Annotated in this window: 15 protein-coding genes and 1 pseudogene; 6 read left to right on the plus strand and 10 right to left on the minus strand. The window is 62.5% G+C overall.

From position 1 onward, the window contains the following. Positions 1–662 precede the first annotated feature (662 nt). Complete coding sequence (locus PCO31110_RS23975) at positions 663–2,741, minus strand: OPT family oligopeptide transporter (protein WP_150691617.1); 2,079 nt, start codon at positions 2,739–2,741, stop codon at positions 663–665. A gap of 327 nt (positions 2,742–3,068) precedes the next feature. Here PCO31110_RS23975 and PCO31110_RS23980 point away from each other — a divergent pair, with 327 nt between their 5' ends. Further along, the gene (locus PCO31110_RS23980; RefSeq protein WP_150691618.1) at positions 3,069–4,583 is read left to right on the plus strand and encodes an MFS transporter; all 1,515 of its coding nucleotides are present in this window, start codon (positions 3,069–3,071) and stop codon (positions 4,581–4,583) included. A gap of 45 nt (positions 4,584–4,628) precedes the next feature. Here the strand turns inward: PCO31110_RS23980 and PCO31110_RS23985 are convergent, their stop codons facing one another. After that, entirely contained in the window at positions 4,629–5,915 is a 1,287-nt protein-coding gene (locus PCO31110_RS23985; protein WP_150691619.1) for a serine hydrolase, read from the minus strand. Between the two features lie 322 nt (positions 5,916–6,237). Here PCO31110_RS23985 and PCO31110_RS23990 point away from each other — a divergent pair, with 322 nt between their 5' ends. From PCO31110_RS23990 to PCO31110_RS24000, 3 genes and pseudogenes are all read left to right on the plus strand, one after another. Next, entirely contained in the window at positions 6,238–7,059 is an 822-nt protein-coding gene (locus tag PCO31110_RS23990; RefSeq protein WP_150691620.1) for a MetQ/NlpA family ABC transporter substrate-binding protein, read from the plus strand. Between the two features lie 39 nt (positions 7,060–7,098). Further along, positions 7,099–7,902: pseudogene (locus PCO31110_RS23995) on the plus strand (methionine ABC transporter ATP-binding protein); the annotation flags it as partial. 76 nt (positions 7,903–7,978) lie between these two features. Beyond that, entirely contained in the window at positions 7,979–8,623 is a 645-nt protein-coding gene (locus PCO31110_RS24000; protein WP_010804552.1) for a methionine ABC transporter permease, read from the plus strand. An 85-nt stretch (positions 8,624–8,708) separates the two neighbouring features. Here PCO31110_RS24000 and ggt read toward each other — a convergent pair whose 3' ends face one another. Continuing rightward, on the minus strand, positions 8,709–10,436 hold the full coding sequence (gene ggt / locus PCO31110_RS24005) for a gamma-glutamyltransferase (protein WP_010804551.1): 1,728 nt from the start codon (positions 10,434–10,436) through the stop codon (positions 8,709–8,711). Positions 10,437–10,890: 454 nt separating this feature from the next. Next, complete coding sequence (locus PCO31110_RS24010) at positions 10,891–11,550, minus strand: M24 family metallopeptidase (protein WP_150691622.1); 660 nt, start codon at positions 11,548–11,550, stop codon at positions 10,891–10,893. Between the two features lie 217 nt (positions 11,551–11,767). Between PCO31110_RS24010 and pdxR the strand changes: the two genes are divergently transcribed. Beyond that, positions 11,768–13,210, plus strand: a complete 1,443-nt coding sequence (pdxR, locus tag PCO31110_RS24015; protein ID WP_150691623.1) for a MocR-like pyridoxine biosynthesis transcription factor PdxR — start codon at positions 11,768–11,770, stop codon at positions 13,208–13,210. Between the two features lie 19 nt (positions 13,211–13,229). Here the strand turns inward: pdxR and PCO31110_RS24020 are convergent, their stop codons facing one another. From PCO31110_RS24020 to cyoA, 5 genes are all read right to left on the minus strand, one after another. After that, entirely contained in the window at positions 13,230–14,078 is an 849-nt protein-coding gene (locus tag PCO31110_RS24020; RefSeq protein ID WP_306439178.1) for an SURF1 family protein, read from the minus strand. A 12-nt stretch (positions 14,079–14,090) separates the two neighbouring features. Next, positions 14,091–14,486, minus strand: coding sequence for a cytochrome o ubiquinol oxidase subunit IV (gene cyoD, locus PCO31110_RS24025; RefSeq protein WP_010804547.1), 396 nt, complete (start codon positions 14,484–14,486; stop codon positions 14,091–14,093). After that, positions 14,483–15,151 carry a cytochrome o ubiquinol oxidase subunit III gene (cyoC, locus tag PCO31110_RS24030; protein WP_036661430.1) on the minus strand — a complete coding sequence of 223 codons (669 nt, stop codon included), beginning with the start codon at positions 15,149–15,151 and terminating at the stop codon, positions 14,483–14,485. The genes cyoD and cyoC overlap by 4 nt, the downstream gene beginning before the upstream one ends. After that, positions 15,144–17,135, minus strand: a complete 1,992-nt coding sequence (gene cyoB / locus PCO31110_RS24035; RefSeq protein WP_150691624.1) for a cytochrome o ubiquinol oxidase subunit I — start codon at positions 17,133–17,135, stop codon at positions 15,144–15,146. Before cyoB ends, cyoC begins: the two co-directional genes overlap by 8 nt. Positions 17,136–17,200: 65 nt before the next feature. Further along, the gene (cyoA, locus tag PCO31110_RS24040; protein ID WP_150691625.1) at positions 17,201–18,235 is read right to left on the minus strand and encodes a ubiquinol oxidase subunit II; all 1,035 of its coding nucleotides are present in this window, start codon (positions 18,233–18,235) and stop codon (positions 17,201–17,203) included. A 160-nt stretch (positions 18,236–18,395) separates the two neighbouring features. On the opposite strand from cyoA, the gene PCO31110_RS24045 reads away from it, so the two are divergent. Further along, positions 18,396–19,730 (plus strand): MFS transporter, encoded by a 1,335-nt coding sequence (locus tag PCO31110_RS24045; protein WP_010804543.1) that lies wholly within the window; start codon positions 18,396–18,398, stop codon positions 19,728–19,730. Between the two features lie 67 nt (positions 19,731–19,797). Here PCO31110_RS24045 and PCO31110_RS24050 read toward each other — a convergent pair whose 3' ends face one another. Further along, the gene (locus PCO31110_RS24050; protein WP_036661427.1) at positions 19,798–20,682 is read right to left on the minus strand and encodes a LysR substrate-binding domain-containing protein; all 885 of its coding nucleotides are present in this window, start codon (positions 20,680–20,682) and stop codon (positions 19,798–19,800) included. Positions 20,683–20,745: the final 63 nt, after the last annotated feature.

Raw genomic sequence — 20,745 nt, forward strand, 5'->3', positions numbered from 1 at the left:
ACTCCACGCCGATGATAGTGCGGATACCCGTGTGAAAGTAGGTAATCGTCAGGCTCCCCTAAAAACCCCTTGCTACAGCGCGTAGCAAGGGGTTTTTGCTTTGTGCTCACACTTGGCCTGCTGTACCCTTGCGCGCGACGCCGGCGATGCCTACGCCCTAAGACGAATTACGGACTTCGATCGGCTATGGCATGGTCTTGATGCGTCGAGCTGTCGACTCACGCTGACTCAGCCTCTGACGTGCGCTTTCGGAAGAGGCTATGGGCCGATGTCGGATGTCGATACAGCAGCTTGGTAACGCGGTGAGACCTCTGCATCGAGCATGACTTCGTTCTGTAATCGCCACCTATGACGTTCTGATCAATTGTGAAGGGCGACTTGCATCGGACCCCGTATCTATTCACTCAACACGCGCCGTTTTCGGCGGTGTCCATTGAATCTAAGCTGAGGTTACGACGGTAAGAGAGCCAGGACGCGGATGGCGTGCGACAGTAACCAACGCACTGCATATCGCTCTGCGCCGTTCGACGGAGGAAGGGGGGCGGGGAGGGGAGCACTGCGAGCCGCTCGATGTCGATCGAACATCCAGCGGCTCACAGCGTAGAGCCAAAATCTAAATCACCAACAAACTCGCTTGCCAACGAACTCGCTCGGTTGGCTCGTTACCGCGTTGTCGCGAGAACGCGTCGAACCAGCACTACGCAAATACCTGCGAACACGACCAGCGCGAGCCATTCGGCTGTCGGGGCAAAGCCACTCCCGACGATGGCCAACGGGGAATCTGAGCCGGTGAAGCCGACGACCATTGCCATCGCCACACCGACAAGACTCTCGCCGACGATCAAGCCTGACGCGAGCAACACGCCGCGTCGTTCAGCCGCTTCAGCGAACGGGCCATAGTCCTTGCCCTGTGCCTTCGCGCGCGCTTGCAACACGCGCTGTGCGATCCAGCCCAACAGCGCGCCAATCACCAGCACGGAACCAATCGTGGGCGGCAAATATATGCCGATACCTACGGCAATCACCGGCAAACGCGCGACGCCGCCTCGCTTGGCCAGCACCGCATCGATGGCGATCAACACGAGACCAAGCAACGCGCCAATGCCAAGCATCGACCAGTCGAGCTGGTGCGTGAAGATGCCCTTCGCAATGGCCGTCATCAAAATCGCCTGCGGTGCGGAAAGCGCTTGAGATGGGTCCATACCCGGACGCGGTAACGCATCGATAAAGCCATAGGCGTTGTACAGCAGGTTCAGCACCGGCGGAATCACCGCGGCACCGACCACGCAGCCGATGAGCAGCGCCACCTGCTGACGCCACGGCGTGGCGCCGACGAGCCAACCCGTCTTCAGATCTTGCAGGTTGTCGTTCGAAATCGTCGCAATGGCGATGACGGCCGACGTTGTGAACAGCGCCAGCGCAATCGCGAGCTTGCTACCCTCGCTCGTGTCGAGCAACCCGCTGGCCTGACTGACACTGAGAATCAGCAGCGAGACAAGCACCACCGCAACAATCCCGATACCCGAAATCGGGCTGGCCGACGACCCCACCAATCCGGCCATATAGCCGCAGGCTGCCGCGACGAGAAAGCCGAAGACCACCGCAAACACCACACTACACGCCACCAGCGTCGCAATGGCGCCAAACGACAAAGGTGCCTCCGCGAGGAACACGCCGAATGTGACGGCCCACACGGCCACGCACACGAGCGTGAGCCCGATCACCCAATACGGCGAGAGGTCTTGCTCGGTACGTCCCAACGCGGCGCGCTTGCCGCGTGCATCGCGGGACTGTCCCAGCGCAGTGAGCGACGTCTTCACGCCGTCGACCATCGGTTTCGCGAGCGTAATGAGCGTCCAGATGGCAGACACGCCGATGACACCCGCACCGATGAACCGCACCTTATGTTGCCAAAGACCATTGGCAAACGCGGCAATCGCCTGGCCATCGGTGTTGGGTGTCACGGATGTCAGCACCGGCACGGCAATGCCCCAGCTAAAGACGATGCCAAGCAGAATCGCCAAGCCCGAAACAATGCCGATGAGATAACCGGCACCGATCAAGGCGAGGGAGAAACCGGTCGTCAGACGAAAGACCGCAGTGCCGGCCGGAATCCACGCCGTAATGCTCTCACCCAATACTCTCAACCCGCCCGTCGCGAACGCGAACAGTGCGGACACTACGCCGCCGAACGCGATTTCTCGCACGCCGCTGGCTTCGTTGGCACCCTTGCGTCGTGCCGGCGAAGCCTTTACGTCAGCCGACGCGACATCGTCTCCTTCACTGCCAACGCGCAGAATTTCCGCCGCTGCCACCCCTTCGGGGTAGGGGAGATTGCTGTCGACAACCATCGCACGCCGCAGCGGAATGGTGAACAGTACGCCGAGAATGCCGCCCGACGCGCAGATCGCAAGCGTCAAGCCGAACGGAAAGCCCTGCCAGTGACCAATCATCAACAGACCGGGCAACACGAAAATTATCGACGAGAGCGTGCCGGCCGCAGACGCCTGCGTCTGCACCATGTTGTTCTCGAGAATGTTGCCGCCACGCAGCGCGCGCAGCACTGCCATGGAAATGACAGCTGCCGGAATCGATGAGGAGAACGTCAGCCCGACTTTCAGACCGAGGTAGACGTTGGAAGCGGTGAACACCACGGTGATCAGGGCGCCGAGGATCATGCCGCGCACCGTCAACTCGGGGAGCGAGACGGCGTCGGGAATTCGGGTCGGGTGAGATGCCATGTATGAATCGGGGGGGATTTTTCGCCCAATGAGAATGAGTGGCGCAAATTGTATGCGCCCCCGTGGTGCGCCGCCAGTCTTGACGGCCGATATAGAACGGCCGTTCGAATTTCACTTTTCCCGAAGAATGAAAGCTGGTACTAACTAACTTTGATTCAGTCCGGTAAATGGTGAATCCCAAGGCGTCGATATTTCATCTATTTACTTGATGGAATCCAACTTTTATTAATCGATTTATTGATGGATGATTCGGATTTCCCTCGAAGACAAGAGAGAACGTGCGCACTCCCAATGAAAACGGGGCCGCGCAATAAAAGGAGCTTTCCGATGTCCAGTCTGCATACCTCATCGCATCCGGTGAACGAGTCGAGCGGCGCGCGCCGCTGGCTGGTGCTTGCCGTCGTATCGGTGGCGCTGCTGCTCATCGTGATCGACATGACGGTGCTCTATACGGCACTGCCTCGTCTGACCCACGATCTTGCCGCGACGGCCTCCGCCAAGCTGTGGATCGTCAACACCTACGCCCTTGTCGTGTCAGGCCTGCTGCTTGGCATGGGCACGTTGGGCGACCGACTTGGCCACAAGCGTCTTTTCCTCGCCGGACTGGCGGTCTTTGGTGTGGCGTCGCTCGCGGCGGCATTCGCCGCAAACGCCAACTTCCTGATCGGTGCACGCGCATTCCTTGGCGTCGGTGCGGCCATGATGATGCCCGCGACCTTGTCGCTGATCCGTCTGACGTTTGCCGACGCACGCGAGCGAGCACTCGCTATCGGCATCTGGGCGTCGGTTGCCTCCGGCGGCGCGGCCTTCGGGCCGATCGTCGGCGGTGCGTTGCTCGAGCATTTCTGGTGGGGATCGGTCTTCCTGATCAACGTGCCCATCGTGCTGGTCGCACTGCCGCTCGCGTGGTGGCTCATTCCGAAGGGGGGGGCGACGTCGACGCAACCGTGGGACTGGTTCGGGTCACTGCTCTTCATGGTCGGCCTGATCGGGATGACGTATGCGATCAAGAGCGCTGGCAAACCGTCTCCGGATTGGCCGGCGGTCGCCGCCGCACTGATCGTGGGCACCGTTTTCCTGTGGGCTTTCGTTCGCCGGCAGCAACGCAGCGAGCATCCGCTGCTCGACTTCGCGCTTTTCCGCAATCCGGCATTCTCGGGGGCGGTGGTCGCGGCCTTGGTGGCGGCTGCCGCGTTGATCGGTATGGAGCTGGTGTTCAGCCAGCGTCTGCAACTGGTTCTTGGCTATTCGCCGCTGGACGCCGGCGTGGCCATCATGCCGCTGGCGCTGGCCTCCTTCGTGGCCGGGCCGATTGCCGGGCGCCTGCTGCCACGCATGGGCGCTGCAAGGATGTTGCCGATCGCGCTGCTGACGTCGGCGCTCGGTATGGCGGGCTATCTCATGGTTCTCGACATGGGCCTTGTGCCGTCGGTGTTCTCACTGGCGATACTTGGTTTTGGCGTCGGTGCGACGATGACTGCTGCATCGAGCACCATCATGCAGAGCGCGCCACCCGAGCGCGCTGGCATGGCGGCGTCGGTCGAAGAGGTCTCATATGAACTCGGCGGCGCGCTAGGCGTGACGTTCATGGGTAGCCTGCTGACGTTCATCTACGGCCGGTCGATGGATGTGCCGCAAACCGGGGCGTTGCCCGGCACCGTGCGCGACAGTCTCGACGAAGCCCTGTTGGTCGCGGAGCATTTGCCACCGGCGCTCGCCGATGCGCTAACGAGCGCGGCGAACACTGCCTTCAATCTGGGCTTCAACGTCGTGATCGGCACGGGCGCGCTGCTGCTCTTCGCAACGGCCGTCTGGAGCTGCTGGCACGCGCGCAGGCGCTAACCGGCGAGTCCGAGGCGCGCGCTCACTTTCACGGGAGTGCGCGCTTCACTGCAACGAGCACGACAACCAATGGGCGATGCGCACGCCGTCGAGGCGAGAGCCTTCGGGGGTGTCGCTGCCGAGCATCGTCACGATGACGGGCCGGCGGTTGTGCACCATCACGCGCATCACCATGCTGTGCCCCGACTCCTTGATGAAGCCGGTCTTCTGCACACTCGCATTCACTTTCCCGTAGCGCACCAGACGGTTCGTATTGACGTACTGCAATTGCCCCTTGCCCGTGTGCACCTGTTGCTGATGATCGATTGAATAGCGTCGAATGAGCGGATACGCATTCGATGCACGCACCAGGCGTGCCAGCTCGCGCGCCGTCGACACATTGCGCGGCGACAATCCGGTCGAATTTTCAAAGCGCGTGTTCGGCATGTTCAAGGCGCGAGCCTTGGCGTTCATCGCGGAGATGAACGCCTTGCGCCCGCCCGGATAGTCGCGGCTCAATGCGGCGGCTGCACGATTCTCCGACGCCATGAGCGAGATATGCAGCATGTCGGCGCGGGAAAGCGTCGACCCCACGGCCAGACGAGAATGCGTGTACTTGAGCGTATCGAGATCCGCCTTCGTCACAGTGAGAGGGGCGCGCATCGCCGGACTGTTATCGAGCCAGACCACGGCCGTCATCAACTTGGACAGTGACGCAATTGGCCTCACCTGATCCGCATTGTGCGCGAACAGCGGCGTGTTCGTTTTTTCGTCGACGATATAGACAGCCCGCGAGAACAGACGTTTGCGTGACGCAGGCGTAAAGCCGCAACGGGCAAGCAATCTGGGTTTCGCATCGGTGCTGACTTGCGCGGGGGGAACCTTGGCTGCCGCTGCCGGGACAGCGGGGGCAGCACGGGCAACCGCCGTGGCGGTTGAGCGCTTCGCCCCGGCACTGCGCTTCGCCGCTGTGGACGGACGTTTCACCGCTCCGGCGGGACGTTTCACCGCCGCTTTGGCCTGATGCGGCGGTTTCGCGGCCTTACGGTTTGCAGGCCCCTTTGCCCGAGGGCTTGCGGCTCGCTTGCGAGACGTACTCGCTGCCGCCGCTTTCCGATGTGTGGTCTTCGACGGCTTCTTCGCGGCCGCTTTCTTCTTCTTGACGGCATCGTCGCGGCGCTTGCCCGTGCTCGCGTGATGGCCCGTCGCGGCGAGGGCATCGCTCACAGGTAACCCGGCGATGAGCAGTATCACGCTGAAGAGCACCAGACGTGCGAGCGCGACGCCGCGCGGCGTCAAACCATAGAGACGGGGCAGGCAGGGGCTGAGCAGCGGGTACCACAGGGTAGACATCTTCGCGCGGTTCCGTAGTGAGAGGGTGACGGTCGACGCGTGCATGCAAAAGCACCGCCTCGCACGGCGGTGACCGCCATGCAGGACACAGACGCAATACACGGGAAACCTGTTGGACGGTGTGTCGCCGAGGAGTTCCTGAATTTTCCGGCGACGCATGACAAAAAGTCACATATATCGAACCTTCGGCGTACGAATGCTCTGCGCCGCACGCCGTATTTGCTTTGCGCATTTGGTTATTGGACGGTATCGAGGGCGATTTCCTAAACTGTGCCTTCGCCTGAATCGGCACTTTCGACACCCAAAGCCAAAGGAATCATCCATGCAACGCCGCCAATTGTTTCGCTTGCTCGGCAGTCTCTCGCTCGCACTGGCCATCGGCTCGATGGGGGCGATGGGCGCGCATGCTGCCGACAAGCCGCTCAAGGTTGGCGTGCGCGGCGGGGTCGACGAAGAGATTTGGGAAGTTGTCGCGAAGGTCGCGAAGTCGCGCGGCCTGAACGTCGAGCCGGTCGTGATCACCGGCACCGCGAGCCCGAACGAAGCGCTCAACAACGGCGATCTTGACGCCAACTCGTTCCAGCACATTCCGTTCCTGCGCGATCAGGTCAAGCAACGCGGTTACAAGATCGTGGCCGTGGCCGACACACTGATTTCGCCCATCGCCTTCTATTCGAAGAAGTACAAGTCACTCGAAGCGTTGCCCACGGGCGCAAAGATCGGCTTGCCGAACGACCCCAGCAATCAGACCCGTGCGCTCGTGATTCTGCGTGACCACGGCCTGATCAAACTGCGCGACGGCTTCGATCCGTACACCGGCACGGCCACGCTCGCGGATGTCACGGCCAATCCGCGCAAGCTCGACTTCATCGAGAGCGCCTCGGTCGTGCTGGCCCGCTCGCTGCCCGACGTCGATGCCTCGGCCATTGTCAACAGCTTTGCCTATCAGGTGGGTCTCATCGCCACACGAGACGGCATCGCCGTGGAAAAGCGCGCGAACAATCCCTACGTGAACATCATTGCCGTGCGAGAGAAGGACAAGAACGCGGCGTGGGTCGCGCCGCTGGTCAAGGCGTATCAGTCTGAAGAAGTGCGCAAATTCATCGAGACCAAGTATCAGGGCTCGGTGGTCCCGGCGTTCTGAGACAGCACTCGACGCCACACGTTACCAGCGAGGAACGCGATGACTACCCGACACACGTCGACGGCACCCGTCACCCGGCTGCCAACCGCAGCCGCACGCGAAGTTGCCCACATCACGTTCGATGGGCTTGGCAAGATTTACGCGGAGGCCTCGAGCGCCGCGCTTCAAGACATCTCGTTTGCGGTGCAACGCGGCGAGAGTTTCGGCATCATCGGCCGCAGCGGTGCCGGAAAATCCACACTGCTGCGAACGATCAATGCGCTGGAGCTGCCGAGCAGCGGACATGTCAAGGTCGACGGCATCGATGTCGCGACGCTCGGCGAAGACGCGCTCGTGGGCCTGCGCCGTCGGGTCGGCATGATCTTTCAGCACTTCAATCTCCTTTCGGCGAAGACCGTCTTCGAGAATGTTGCGTTGCCGCTGCGCGTGGCGGGCGTGTCCAAAGCACAGATCGCCCCGCGCGTGAACGAACTGCTCTCGCTCGTGGGGCTGGCGGGCAAAGCCGAGGCCTATCCCGCGATGCTCTCGGGGGGACAGAAGCAACGCGTCGGCATCGCGCGGGCGCTCGTGCATCGCCCCGAGATTTTGTTATGCGATGAGGCGACATCGGCACTCGACCCCGAGACGACCGACGCAATCCTCACGCTGCTCGGCGATGTGCAGCGCGAGTTCGGGCTGACGGTCGTGCTCATCACCCACGACATGGGCGTGATTCATCAGGCGTGCGAACGCGTGCTGGTGCTCGATCAGGGGCGCATCGTCGAATTGGGCACGGTCGACGAAGTCTTCGCGAATCCGCAGGCCGACGCGACACGCGCGTTGCTGCGACCGCTTCAACATGCCTGGCAAGGCCGGCTTGCGTCGTCGGCAGTGCGTGCGCAAGCGCAGGTTCACGCCCTCTGAATTTCCCGGAATGCCCATGATCGATAAATATCTGCGCGCGCTTGGCGAAACCTTGCTGATGGTGACGAGCGCGTGCGCCATCGTCTTCGCGATAGGCATGTTGCTGGCCGTGGTGCTGGTCGTCACCGCACCGGGCGGTCTGGCGCCGCGACCGCGGCTGAACCGCGGACTGTCTGTCGTCGTGAACCTGTTTCGCGCCATACCGTTCATCATTCTGTTAGTCGCACTGCTGCCCGTCACGCGCTGGATCGTCGGCACGACGATGGGGACATGGGCGGCCGTGGTGCCGCTGGCCGTGCACCTGATTCCGTTCTTTGCACGCGTGACGCAGGTGGGGCTGCGCGAAATCGAGCCGGGGCTGATCGAGGCGGCGCGTGCGATGGGCTGCCGCCGCTGGCATATCGTGCGGCACGTGTTGCTGCCCGAGGCCTTGCCCGCGATTCTGGGCGGTGCGACGGTGACCGTCATTGCGATGGTCGGCGCGTCGGCGATGGCCGGTGCCGTCGGCGCGGGCGGGCTGGGCGATCTGGCGGTGCGCTACGGGTACGAGCGCTATGAGACGAGCGTCATGTTCAATGTGATCGCCATTCTTGTCGCCCTCGTCACGCTCGTGCAGTTCGCCGGCGAGCGGTTGGCGCGTCGCGTCGATCACCGTCGCTGAGGGCTTCGCAAAACAAAATGGGGCCGCTCGCGCGGCCCCATCGGCTGACGACCGGACCCGGACACGGTCCGGATCACGTCATGCCTCAATACCCGAGCGCGAGACCCGTATTGCGGCGCGGATCGTTCGAACCGTAGTAACGGTTCTTGCCGATCGGCTTGCCGCCAAGCGACGGCGCACCGACGAGAATGGCGGCGATGTGGTTCGCCGGTTGCGGACCGGCAAACTTCTGACCCCAGCTCTCGAGGATCTTCTGCGTGTCCGGGCTCAGCGCGAACGGTTCGATGTTAGTGGCTTCCGGCATCCACTGCTGATGGAAGCGCGGTGCATCGACGGCTTCCTGCAGATTCATGCCGTAGTCGATGACATTGAGCATCGTCAGCAGCGTTGCCGTGATGATGCGGCTGCCACCCGGCGTACCGACGACCATGACCGGCTTGCCATCCTTCGTGACAATGGTCGGGCTCATCGACGACAGCGGACGGCGGCCCGGGCCGATGGCGTTCGCTTCACCCTGGATCAGACCATACAGGTTCGGCACGCCCACCTTGGCGGTGAAGTCGTCCATTTCATCGTTGAGCAGCACACCGGTGCCATTGGCCATGACCTTCGCGCCGAACCAATCGTTGAGCGTGTAGGTGACCGACACGGCGTTGCCGTCGCGATCGATGATCGAGTAGTGCGTGGTGTTGCTGCCTTCATGCGGCGGCACGCCCGGCTTGATCTCTTGCGAGATACCGGCCTTTTGCGGGTTGATGGCCGCGCGAATCTTGGCGGCGTAGTTCTTGTCGAGCAACTGCGCGATCGGGTTCTTTATGAAGTCCGGGTCGCCCAGATAGCTGTTGCGGTCGACGTATGCATGACGCATTGCCTCGATGGTGTAGTGCACGCCCTGTGCCGAGTGGTAACCCAGTTCCTTCATCGGGTAGCCTTCGAGGATGTTCATGATCTCGCAGATCACGACGCCGCCCGAGCTGGGGGGCGGGGCCGACACCACGTGATAGCCGCGATAGTCGCACTCGACCGGCGCCAGTTCGCGCGTCTTGTACTGATCGAGGTCCGCTTGCGTGATGATGCCGCCGCCGGCCTTCACCGACGCCACGAGCTTGCTGGCGACTTCACCCTTGTAGAAGCCGTCGGTGCCCTTGGCGCTGATCAGCTTGAGCGTGCGCGCGAGGTCCTTCTGCACCAGGCGCTCGCCCGGCTGGAACGGCTGCCCTTTGTTCAGGAAGATGGCGCCGGAGTTGGCGCGGTCCTTCTCGAAATCCTTGGTCGACGTCCACAGCATGTCGACGTCGCCCCGATCGAGCACGAAGCCCTTGTCCGCCAGCGTGACGGCCGGTGCGAGCAGTTGCTGACGCGTCTTCGTGCCGTACTTCTCGCGCGCATACTCCATGCCCGACACGGTGCCCGGCACGCCCACGGCCAGATAACCGGTGGTGGAGGCGCCCTTGATGACGTTGCCGTCCTTGTCGAGATACATGTTTGCCGTGGCGGCGAGCGGGGCCTTCTCGCGGAAGTCGAGGAAGGTCTTGCGGCCGTCAGCGAGCTGGATCGTCATGAAGCCGCCGCCGCCGATATTGCCTGCGGCCGGATACACCACGGCAAGGGCATAACCCACGGCAACGGCGGCGTCGATGGCGTTACCGCCAGCCTTGAGCACGTCTACGCCGACTTTCGACGCTAGGTGCTGGGCCGTGACGACCATCCCGTTCTCGGCACCGACCGGTGCTTGCGAGGCTGCGTGAGCGTTGAATAGCGCACAGCTCAGGGCTGTCGCCAGAAGCGCTTTGGTGAGAGTTGGGTTTTTCATCGTCTTTCTATGGTTCTTGTCTGAGCGGGATAAATGGAACTTCCACTGCACCTGCGACGGACGCACGACCGGCAGTTCGCCCACGCACAGTGCCTGAGGCCGGCGCTGTTCCGGGGCGACGTCTCCGCTGCCGTATGACTGACGTGCGTAAAAGTTCCGTCGGCTATCGAACGTTAACGCATAACGGGTAATTGGGGAAAGATGTGCCAAAAGTCCGGGCGGCGGGCCACAACGCCACATCGGGTGGCTCTGGACATTTCGCCAAAATGTGCTCGCGCCTTCACCGGCAAGCGTTTGGCCATATTTGGGGTCGGATGAGGGGGAGGGATTGTCCACCGAAACCGAGCGGATCGCGATGCGCAAAGAGGCGAAAAGATAAGATTCCACCCCGATGCTGTTGCGCTGTCACCACGTCGTCATGGCCTGGGCGTCGCGATGCCGCTCGCGGGACGAATCAGACCAGCAGGTCTTCGTAGAACGCGCCGAACGCACGCGTCGGGTGTGCGATCTGGATCTCCAGGATCCACAGGCCGCCGCTGGGGGTGTCGGTCAGGTCGGCCAGTTTGCCTGCCTTGTAGATGGCGTGGGGGAAATCGCTCACGCGGTGGCCTTTCATGTCGAGGTTGAGCACCCAGCCCATCGCGCCGGCTTGCTGCTTCGCGAACTCGTACAGGGCCTGGCCGCTCACGCCTTGCGTGCGCCAGTGATCCTGCACGATACCGAACAGGCGCTTCGCGTCGTCGGCACAGCGTTGCATCTCGGCGTCGGTGCCGGTCGTGTGCGTGAAACCGCAATCGCCCTCGTGTGCACCGAATACCACGCCGATGTCGACGAAGTAGATATCGTCTTCGCCGAGCACCGGATCGTCGTCGCTGCGCTCGCCGAACGTGCGCAGGGTGTTCTTGCCGAAGCGGATCAGCACCGGATGCCAGATGCGATCCATGCCAAGGGTGTCGAGCAGCGCCTTGCTCGCGGTAATGGCTTCCGATTCGCACATGCCGGGCTTGATGAGCGCGGCGATCTTCTCGGCCGCCTCCCACGTGAGGGCCTGAGCGCGTTGCATGGCGGCAGCGCTGAACTTCGCCCCGACCGCTTCTCTTTGTGCCAACTCCATCGAATCTCTCCACTGATCGTCATGACGTTGAGGGGCCACTTGTCGCGTTGCAGCCTGCGGCACAAGGGGCACGTCGATAAGAATACGGTCTGACTTGTATAATTCGAAGCGCCAATTATCGAGTGTCTGATTGGTCCACTTTGGGTTTGCCGTGCGGCGCCGCACGAATTTGCGAGCCTTTCTCCATCCCTGCGCCCCTTTCTCCTTATCCACTGCCATGCGCCGACGACACCTCAGCCAATCGCTTGAATTGCCGCTTGCGGATCGTCGCGAGAAGGAGACGCGTCAGGCATGGGTCTACCGCTGTGTGCGAGAGCGCATCGTGGCGGGCGAGCTGCGGCGGGGCGACAGGCTGCCATCGACCCGCACGCTGGCGGAGCGATGGGGAGTGTCGCGTGGCATCGTTACGCTGGCTTTCGAGCAATTGACGCTCGAGGGCTATGTGGCGAGCCGCGTCGGCGCGGGTACGGAGGTCGTCGCGGATCTTGCTGCGGCAGCGACGTCATCTCGTGCCATGCAGGACGCTGGGACGCCGGTCGTGCCGTTACCCGAAAACGCCGCGTCGATTGCGCTCAAGACGGGCCGTTCGGTCGACGCCGCGTTGTTCTCTCTGTCGACGTGGCGCAAGCACATGAACCGCGCGCTGCGCGCTGTCACCCCCGAGTTGCTGGCAGACACCGACCCTCGCGGCTATTTGCCGCTGCGAGAGAGCATCGCGCGATATGTGCGCATGACACGCGGCATTGCTTGCGACGCCGCCGAGATTGTCGTGACAACCGGCATCCGCCATGCGATCGATCTCGTCACCGATGTGCTGGCGGGCGACAACACGGCGTTCTATCTCGAAGACCCCGGATACAAGAATCTGGCGTCGCTGCTCAAGGTGCCGCCGCAGCGCTGCGTGAGCGTGCCGGTCGACGACGAAGGCTTTGTCGTGACGGCCGCAGACCGTGCGGGGGCGGCGCGTCCGGGTATCGCCTACGTCACGCCCGCACATCAGGCGCCGTTAGGCACCACCATGTCGATCAACCGACGCGTGCAACTGCTCGAATGGGCGTCGGCGCGCGACGTATGGATCGTCGAGGATGACTACGACAGCGAGTTCAGTTACGGCAGCGCGCCATTGCCGGCGCTCAAGGCCATCGATACCCACGCCCGCGTGATTCACTGCAGCAGCTTCAACAAGTCGCTGTTCCCGTCGCTGCGCATCGGTTATTTGCTAGCACCTCCGGCGTTGCTTACCCGTATTGCCGGGCTTCGCTCGGCATCGGGGCGGGCCAACAGTCTTGTCGAGCAGATGGCATTGGCGAGCTATATCGATGCTGGCGATTTCGCGCGGCATTTGCGCGCTTCGCGCAGCGTCTATCTGCGCCGCCGCAATCTACTACTCGATGCGCTTCGCGCGCGGATAACGACGCCCTGCCGCATTACCGGCGAGCATGCAGGCTTTCACTTCTTGCTTTGGTTACCCCCGCGCGCCGACGAAGCGGCGCTTGTCGCGACGCTGCATGGGCAGGGCGTATTCGTGGAAGGACTGGCGGAGTTCACCCGGTCGCAGGTTATCGGCCCCGGACTGGTACTGGGCTATGCCGCGCTCGACGACGCGCGGCTGCCGGAGATTGCGTCGCGGATCGCCGACGCCATTGCGGCGGCGGCGTGAGTCCGCGTCGTTCCGGGTCTTACTCGGCGCGCTTGCGCAGTTCGAGCCGGATGACGAACCAGCCGGCCACAGCCGACATGAGGGCCAGCGCATACCACGTCAGCAGATAGCTCATGTGGTTGTTCGAGAACTGCACCACCGTGAGTCCGCCCACGGGGTAGTCGCGTGCGGGGGCCTTGCCGGTGAGGGCTTCGGCGTCGCCCCGGACGGCGTTGGTGCCGGCATCCGCACCCGGTTTGCCGTCGGCGTCGATGAAATACGGCGCGACATCGGTTGCCGTCAGGCCGCGAGCGGCTGCAATGCCGGCGACGTCGCGCGAATACCAGAGGTTTTCCGCCGGTGCGTTCTTGCGCAGGAAGCCACCGCCCGGCTCGGGCATGCGCAACAGACCGGTGACGGTGACTTCGCCCGCCGGTGCGGGCGGTGCGGCTTCTTTCCAACCGGGCGGCACGAAGCCTCGGTTGACGAGCACTTCGCCGCCGTCAGCCGTGCGCAGCGGCGTGAGCACCCAATACCCGCCACCCAGATCGGTAACGGCCTGCACTAACGTGTCTTTGTCGAACTGATACGCGCCGGTGAGCGAGACGTGACGATATTCGTCGTCGGCTGCGTTGACGGCGGCCCACTGCGAACGCATGGGGGCCGGGGCCGGCGGGGCATGCACGCGGGAATTGACGCGCTCGATCAGATCGAGCTTCCAGGCGCGGCGCTGGAGTTGCCAGGTGCCGAGGGAGGCGAACACGGAGATCAATACCAGCGTGATGACGCCGAGGACGACCAGCCGAAGGGGGGAGGGACGGGCGGGCGCGCCGGAAGCGCGCGGGGGACGCTGTGCGCCCCCCGAATCATGAAGTCGATTGCTGCTCAAGGGAAATGCCGTTCAAGGAAGGTTTTTCGTATCCTGCATCATACCCGGCATCATGTTCTGGTTCAGGTGATACATCACCCATAGCGAGCCCGACAGCGTGATTACCACCAGCACGATCGTGAAGATCAGCGACAACAGGTTCCAGCCGCCTTCGGACTTCCCGTTCATGTGCAGGAAGTAGATCATGTGCACGACGATCTGTATCGCGCCCAGAAACAGAATCATGATGGCAGTGGTGCTCGATTTTTCGAACACGCCGCCCATCACGAACCAGAACGGAATGGCGGTGAGCACGACCGACAGGATGAAGCCGGTCGTATAGCCGCGCAGGGTACTGTGCGGTCCCTCATCGTCATGGTCGTGGTCGTGCCCGTCGGCATCGTGCAACGTCGAGTCGTGGGTGCTCACGGCAGCGCTCCCATCAGATAGACAAACGTGAAGACGCCGATCCACACGACGTCGAGAAAGTGCCAGAACATCGACAGGCACATCAGGCGGCGGCGGTTGGGCGCCGTGAGGCCATGCTTGCCGACCTGCACCATCAGGGTGATGAGCCAGATGATGCCGAACGTGACGTGCAGCCCGTGCGTGCTCACCAGCGTGAAGAACGAGGAGAGGAACGCGCTGCGCCACGGGCCGGCGCCTTCGTGAATGAAGGTCGCGAATTCATACAGTTCCAGCGAGAGAAATGCGGCCCCGAGCACGCCGGTGACGGCCAGCCAGCCGAGCACGGCGCTTTGGCGGCGCTTCTGCATTTCGAGCATCGCGAAACCGTAGGTAATCGACGAGAGCAGCAGGAAAGTCGTATTCACTGCCACGAGCGGCAGCTCGAACAGCTCCGCGCCGGTCGGCCCGCCCGCATAGTTGCGCCCGAGCACGCCATACGCCGCAAACAGACAGGCGAAGACGAGACAGTCGCTCATCAGGTAGACCCAGAAGCCGAGCAGGGTCCCACCCGGCGGGTGGTAGTCGCTCGTCATCATGAACTTCAACTCGCCGTCGCGCGGCGGACTCGGGGCGTGGGCCCCGAGCGGGGCGCCCCCCGGCGGGAAGGTAGCGGTCGTGTCAGACATTCTGGGCGAGCAGTCGCGTGCGCGCTGCCTCCGTGTGTTCGACCTGATCGGCCGGGATGTAGTACTCGCGGTGATAGTTGAACGTATGACCGATCGCGACCGCGAGCAGCGCCACGAACGCGACGATCACCACCAGCCACATGTGCCAGATGAGCCCAAAGCCGCAGACCGTCGAAAGCCCCGCGAGGATGATGCCCGCGCCCGTGTTCTTCGGCATGTGAATCGGGATGAAACCGGTCTCCGGACGCTTGAAGCCGTGCTGCTTCATCTGCCACCAGGCGTCGTTGTCGTGAACGATCGGCGTGAAGGCGAAGTTGTAGGCCGGCGGCGGCGACGACGTCGACCATTCCAGCGTGCGGCCATTCCACGGGTCGCCCGTCTCGTCGCGCAGTTGCTCGCGGCGCATGAAGCTCACCACGAGCTGGATGATGAAGCAGCCGATACCGATGGCGATGAGCAGGGCGCCCACGGCGGCGGTCTGGAACCAGATTTGCAGCGACATATCGTCGAAGTGGCTCACGCGGCGCGTCACGCCCATCAGACCGAGCAGATACAGCGGCATGAAGGCGACGTAGAAGCCGATGAACCAGAACCAGAACGAGCACTTGCCCCAGAACGGATCGAGACGGTAACCGAAGGCCTTGGGAAACCAGTAGGTAATCGCGGCCATGACCCCGAAGATCACGCCGCCGATGATCACGTTGTGGAAGTGCGCAATCAGGAACAGGCCGTTATGCAGCGAGAAGTCCGCCGGCGGCACGGCGAGCAGCACGCCGGTCATGCCGCCGATGACGAACGTCACCATGAAGCCGACCGTCCAGAGCATCGGCACCTCGAAGTGGATACGCCCGCGATACATGGTGAACAGCCAGTTGAACATCTTCGCCCCGGTCGGTATCGAGATGATCATCGTGGTGATGCCGAAGAACGAATTCACACTGGCGCCGGAGCCCATCGTGAAGAAGTGGTGCAGCCATACGAGGTACGACAGCACGGTAATCACGACCGTCGCATAGACCATCGACGCATAGCCGAACAGACGCTTGCCGGAGAACGTGGCGACAACTTCGGAGAACACGCCGAACACCGGCAGCACGAGAATGTAGACCTCGGGGTGGCCCCAGATCCAGATCAGGTTCACGTACATCATGGCGTTGCCGCCGAGATCGTTCGTGAAGAAGTTGGTGCCCGCGTAGCGATCCAGCGCCAGCAGTACGAGCACGGCGGTCAGCACCGGGAAAGCGGCCACGATCAGCACGTTCGTGCACAGCGAGGTCCACGTGAAGACCGGCATGCGCATCATCGACATACCCGGCGCGCGCATCTTCACAATGGTCACAAGCAGGTTGATCCCCGAGAGCAGGGTGCCGATCCCGGCGATCTGTAGTGCCCAAATGTAGTAATCGACTCCGACGTCCGGACTCTGCAGCACCCCCGACAAGGGCGGATACGCCAGCCAGCCGGTACGGGCGAATTCGCCGACGAACAGCGACATCATCACGAGCACGGCACCGCTCGTCGTCATCCAGAAGCTGAAGTTGTTGAGAAACGGGAACGCTACGTCGCGCGCGCCGATTTGCAGTGGCACCACGAAGTTCATGAGGCCGGTCACGAGCGGCATCGCCACGAAGAAAATCATGATCACGCCGTGCGCGGTGAAGATCTGGTCGTAGTGATGCGGCGGCAGATACCCCATGTTGTCGCCGAACGAGACCGCCTGTTGCAAACGCATCATCGCGGCGTCGGCAAAGCCGCGCAGCAACATGATGATGCCGAGGATCACGTACATGACGCCAATCTTCTTGTGATCGATGCTCGTGAACCACTCACGCCACAGATAGCCCCACAGTTTGAAGTACGTGATGGCGCCCAGTACGGCAATGCCGCCGATCGCCACGCCCGCGAACGTCGCGAGCAGGATCGGTTCGTGGTACGGGATCGCCTCGAGCGTGAGGCGGCCGAAGATCAGCTTGACGATGTCCATAAGCGAGAGCCTGGAATCATTCGCGCGCGAGGCGCATCATTGTCGGGGGTTGCGCGCGGCGTGCGTCACTGCGTGAGCTCCTCACCGGGGGCACGCCGCATGCCGGAAGCGAACTGCACGGTATTTTCTGCCGTGCACATCGCATCGGCAAGCAACGCATCGGTTCTGCCTGCGGGCGCTCGGCTCGCGTGCTGGTGATTGGGCTGATCCATCATGTCCTTCAGACAAGGCTGCCCAGGCTGCACGCAGCGGTTCAGAATCGCGTCGTAGAGATTGGGCGCCACGTCGCCGTAGTAATGCACGGGTACCCATTCGCTCGGCTTCTCAAGCGCCGCGTACTTGTCGCGCGTGAGGTTGTCGCCCTTCGTCTTGACCTGCTGCACCCACGCATCGAAATCGTCTGCCGAGAGACCGTGGAACTTGAAGCGCATGCCCGAGAAGCCTGCGCCGCTGTAGTTCGCGGAGAAACCGTCATAGATGCCGGGCTTGTTGATGATCGCGTGAAGCTTCGTCTCCATGCCTGGCATCGCATAGATCTGCCCCGCGAGTGCGGGCACGAAGAACGAGTTCATCATCGTGGTCGACGTGATCTCGAAACGGATCGGCCGGTCCACCGGTGCGGCCAGTTCGTTGACAGTCGCAATGCCTTGATCGGGATAGAAGAACAGCCACTTCCAGTCCATCGCGACCACTTGTACCGTGAGCGCTCGCGTGTCGGGCGGGAGATCGCGTCTGGCGTTGATGCGCTCGAGTGGACGGTACGGGTCGAGCTTGTGCGTGCTCACCCAGGTGAGCGCCCCGAGCGCGATGATAATCAGCAGCGGCGCGGCCCAGATGAGCAGTTCGAGCAGCGTCGAGTGATCCCATTCGGGGGTATAGACCGCGTTCTTGTTCGAGGCGCGGTAGCGCCACGCAAAGAGCAATGTCAGCACGATCACCGGAACGATGATCAGCAACATCAAGACGGTGGAAACGATGATGATGTCCCGCTGCCTTACCGCGAGATCGCCCGAAGGCGACATCAAGACGGTATTGCATCCGGACAGCAACGCGGCGGCGGGGAGTAAAAGTACCCCGCGAAGGAACTTGGGGGAAGTCATGCTGCGATCGATGGAACCGTAGCCTCAGACCGGGTCCATCATGGACTTCCCACCCTGATGCAGCAATTGAGGGTAAACCCTATAGCGTCGATTCGCGATACCTGCGATGCTTTTCTGGCACGAGTGTCATGGTCATCCCGATCCGCAAGGGGGTCCGATAATGTCAAGCAGTGCTCATCAACCGCCGACGCCGCCGGGCGTCACCGTCGCGACGACGGCGCACGATCACGGGAGCAAGTCCCGCATTGCGCCGGAGGAAATCGCGGTCGGGGTGGTCGTCGGCCGCGCCTCCGAGTACTTCGACTTCTTTGTGTTCGGCATCGCCGCCGTGCTCGTCTTTCCCCACGTTTTCTTTCCATTTGCCGACGGTCTGCGCGGCCTGTTGTACGCGTTCACGATTTTCTCCTTCGCGTTTATCTCACGCCCCTTCGGCACCGCGCTGTTCATGACCGTGCAGCGTCGCTGGGGCCGCAGTGTGAAGCTCACGGCGGCGCTATTCGTGCTCGGCACGGCGACGGCCGGCATGGCGTTCCTGCCGGGCTATTCGGTGTTGGGTGAGCGCTCCATCTGGCTGCTCGCTTTCTTCCGTCTGGTGCAGGGCATCGGCTTTGGCGGCTCGTGGGACGGCTTGCCGTCGTTACTCGCCATGAACGCCCCGCCACAGCGGCGCGGGTGGTATTCGATGATGGGGCAGTTGGGCGCACCGATCGGCTTCATCATCGCGGCGGGGCTGTTCCTGTTCCTGCACTGGAGTCTCGAGTCCGACGACTTCCTCTCGTGGGGCTGGCGGTATCCGTTCTATGTCGCTTTCGCCGTGAATGTGGTGGCGCTGTTCGCGCGGTTGCGTCTGGTGGTGACGCACGAATACACGGAGATGCTGGAAGAGGGCCAACTGGAGCCGATCAGCACGCGTGAGATGGTGCGCTCGCAGGGCTATAACATTTTTCTCGGTGCATTTGCGGCGCTGGCCAGCTATGCGCTCTTCCATCTGGTGACGGTATTTCCGCTGTCGTGGATTGCCTTGCAAAACACGCAGGATCTGAACAGCGTGTTGATTGTGCAGCTATGCGGTGCGGTGATCGCCATCGTGTGCACGGTCATTTCCGGACGCATTGCCGACCGCATCGGCCGACGTACCACGTTGGGCCTGTTTGCCATCTTCATCGGGGTGTTTGCTCTCTTTGCGCCATTCCTGATGGGCGGTAGCTCGACACGGCAGGACATCTTCATTCTGGTCGGCTTTGCGCTGCTCGGGCTGTCGTACGGGCAGGCGGCCGGGACGGTGACGTCGAACTTCGAGCAACGTTTCCGTTACACGGGGGCGGCGCTGACGACCGATTTCGCATGGCTGTTCGGTGCGGCGTTCGCGCCGCTCGTGGCGCTGGGATTGTCGGCCGAGTTCGGACTGATCGCCGTGAGTGCCTATTTGCTCTCGGGCACGGTTTGCACATTGCTGGCGTTGCGCATCAACAAAGCCTTCGAGACACGCGACTGACGCTGCGCGTCACATCGTTTCTGCCGACGGCGCGACGAGTTCGCGCCGTTTTTACGTTCCGGGGGAATCACACGTCTTGCAGCATGCCTGCGATGGCGGCCGTGATGTTGTGCGTGCGCGAATCGTGTTCGCGATGAATCATCCCGACCATGCGCAGCAAAGGCGGCTGCGCAATCGGAACGATGCGCAACAGCGGGTCGGATTGCCAGTCGCCGCGATGCAGCAGCGGCAGAACGGACACGCCGACGTTCTTGCGCACAAGTGCGGCAATCGTTTCGATGGAATTCAGCTCGAGGTACTCGGACACACTGAGTTTTGCCGCGCGCAACGCCTGCTCGACCACCATCCCGGTGCGAACGCGCCGGTCGAAGCGCAGAAACGCGTGTTCGTCGAGAATGCGCTGCGGGTCGGTCTCGCGGAGTTCCGTCTCGATCACGTCGCGATTCACAATCATGACCATCGGTTCGGTGTAGAGCGGCGTCCACACCAGTCCGTCGGCACGGGCATCGTCGGCGCGTGCGACCACGGCGGCGATATCGACTTCGCCTTGTTCGACGAGTTCGGTGAGTTCGTCCGAGCGTGCCGACGTGAGCCGTACGTCGAGCCGGGGATGCGCCGTCTTGAGTTCTGCGACCGCGAGCGACAACGCGCCGATGACCGACACCACTGCGCCGATAGTGACCGGGCCGTGCATGGCATCGATGGGGGTCGCGGTCAGTTCGGCCGTGAGTGCCAGAATCTGCTCCACGCGGGGAAACAGGTCGCGCCCCTGACGTGTGAGCGTGATCTGCCGCCCGCGCCGATCGAACAACCGCTGGCCGACGGCGTCTTCGAGCCCCCGCATTTGCAGGCTGACCGCCGCCTGGGTCAACGCGGCACGCTCCGCTGCCGCCGCGAACGAGCCGGTTTGCGCCACCAACCGGAACGTCTTCAACATCCGCAATGTCAGCATTTGGAAGTTAAAAATAATTTAAGGATGAAAAAGAAATATTAATATTTCCTTTGATCGCGTGGG

The sequence above is a fragment of the Pandoraea communis genome (assembly GCF_902459745.1).
GTDB lineage: Bacteria > Pseudomonadota > Gammaproteobacteria > Burkholderiales > Burkholderiaceae > Pandoraea > Pandoraea communis.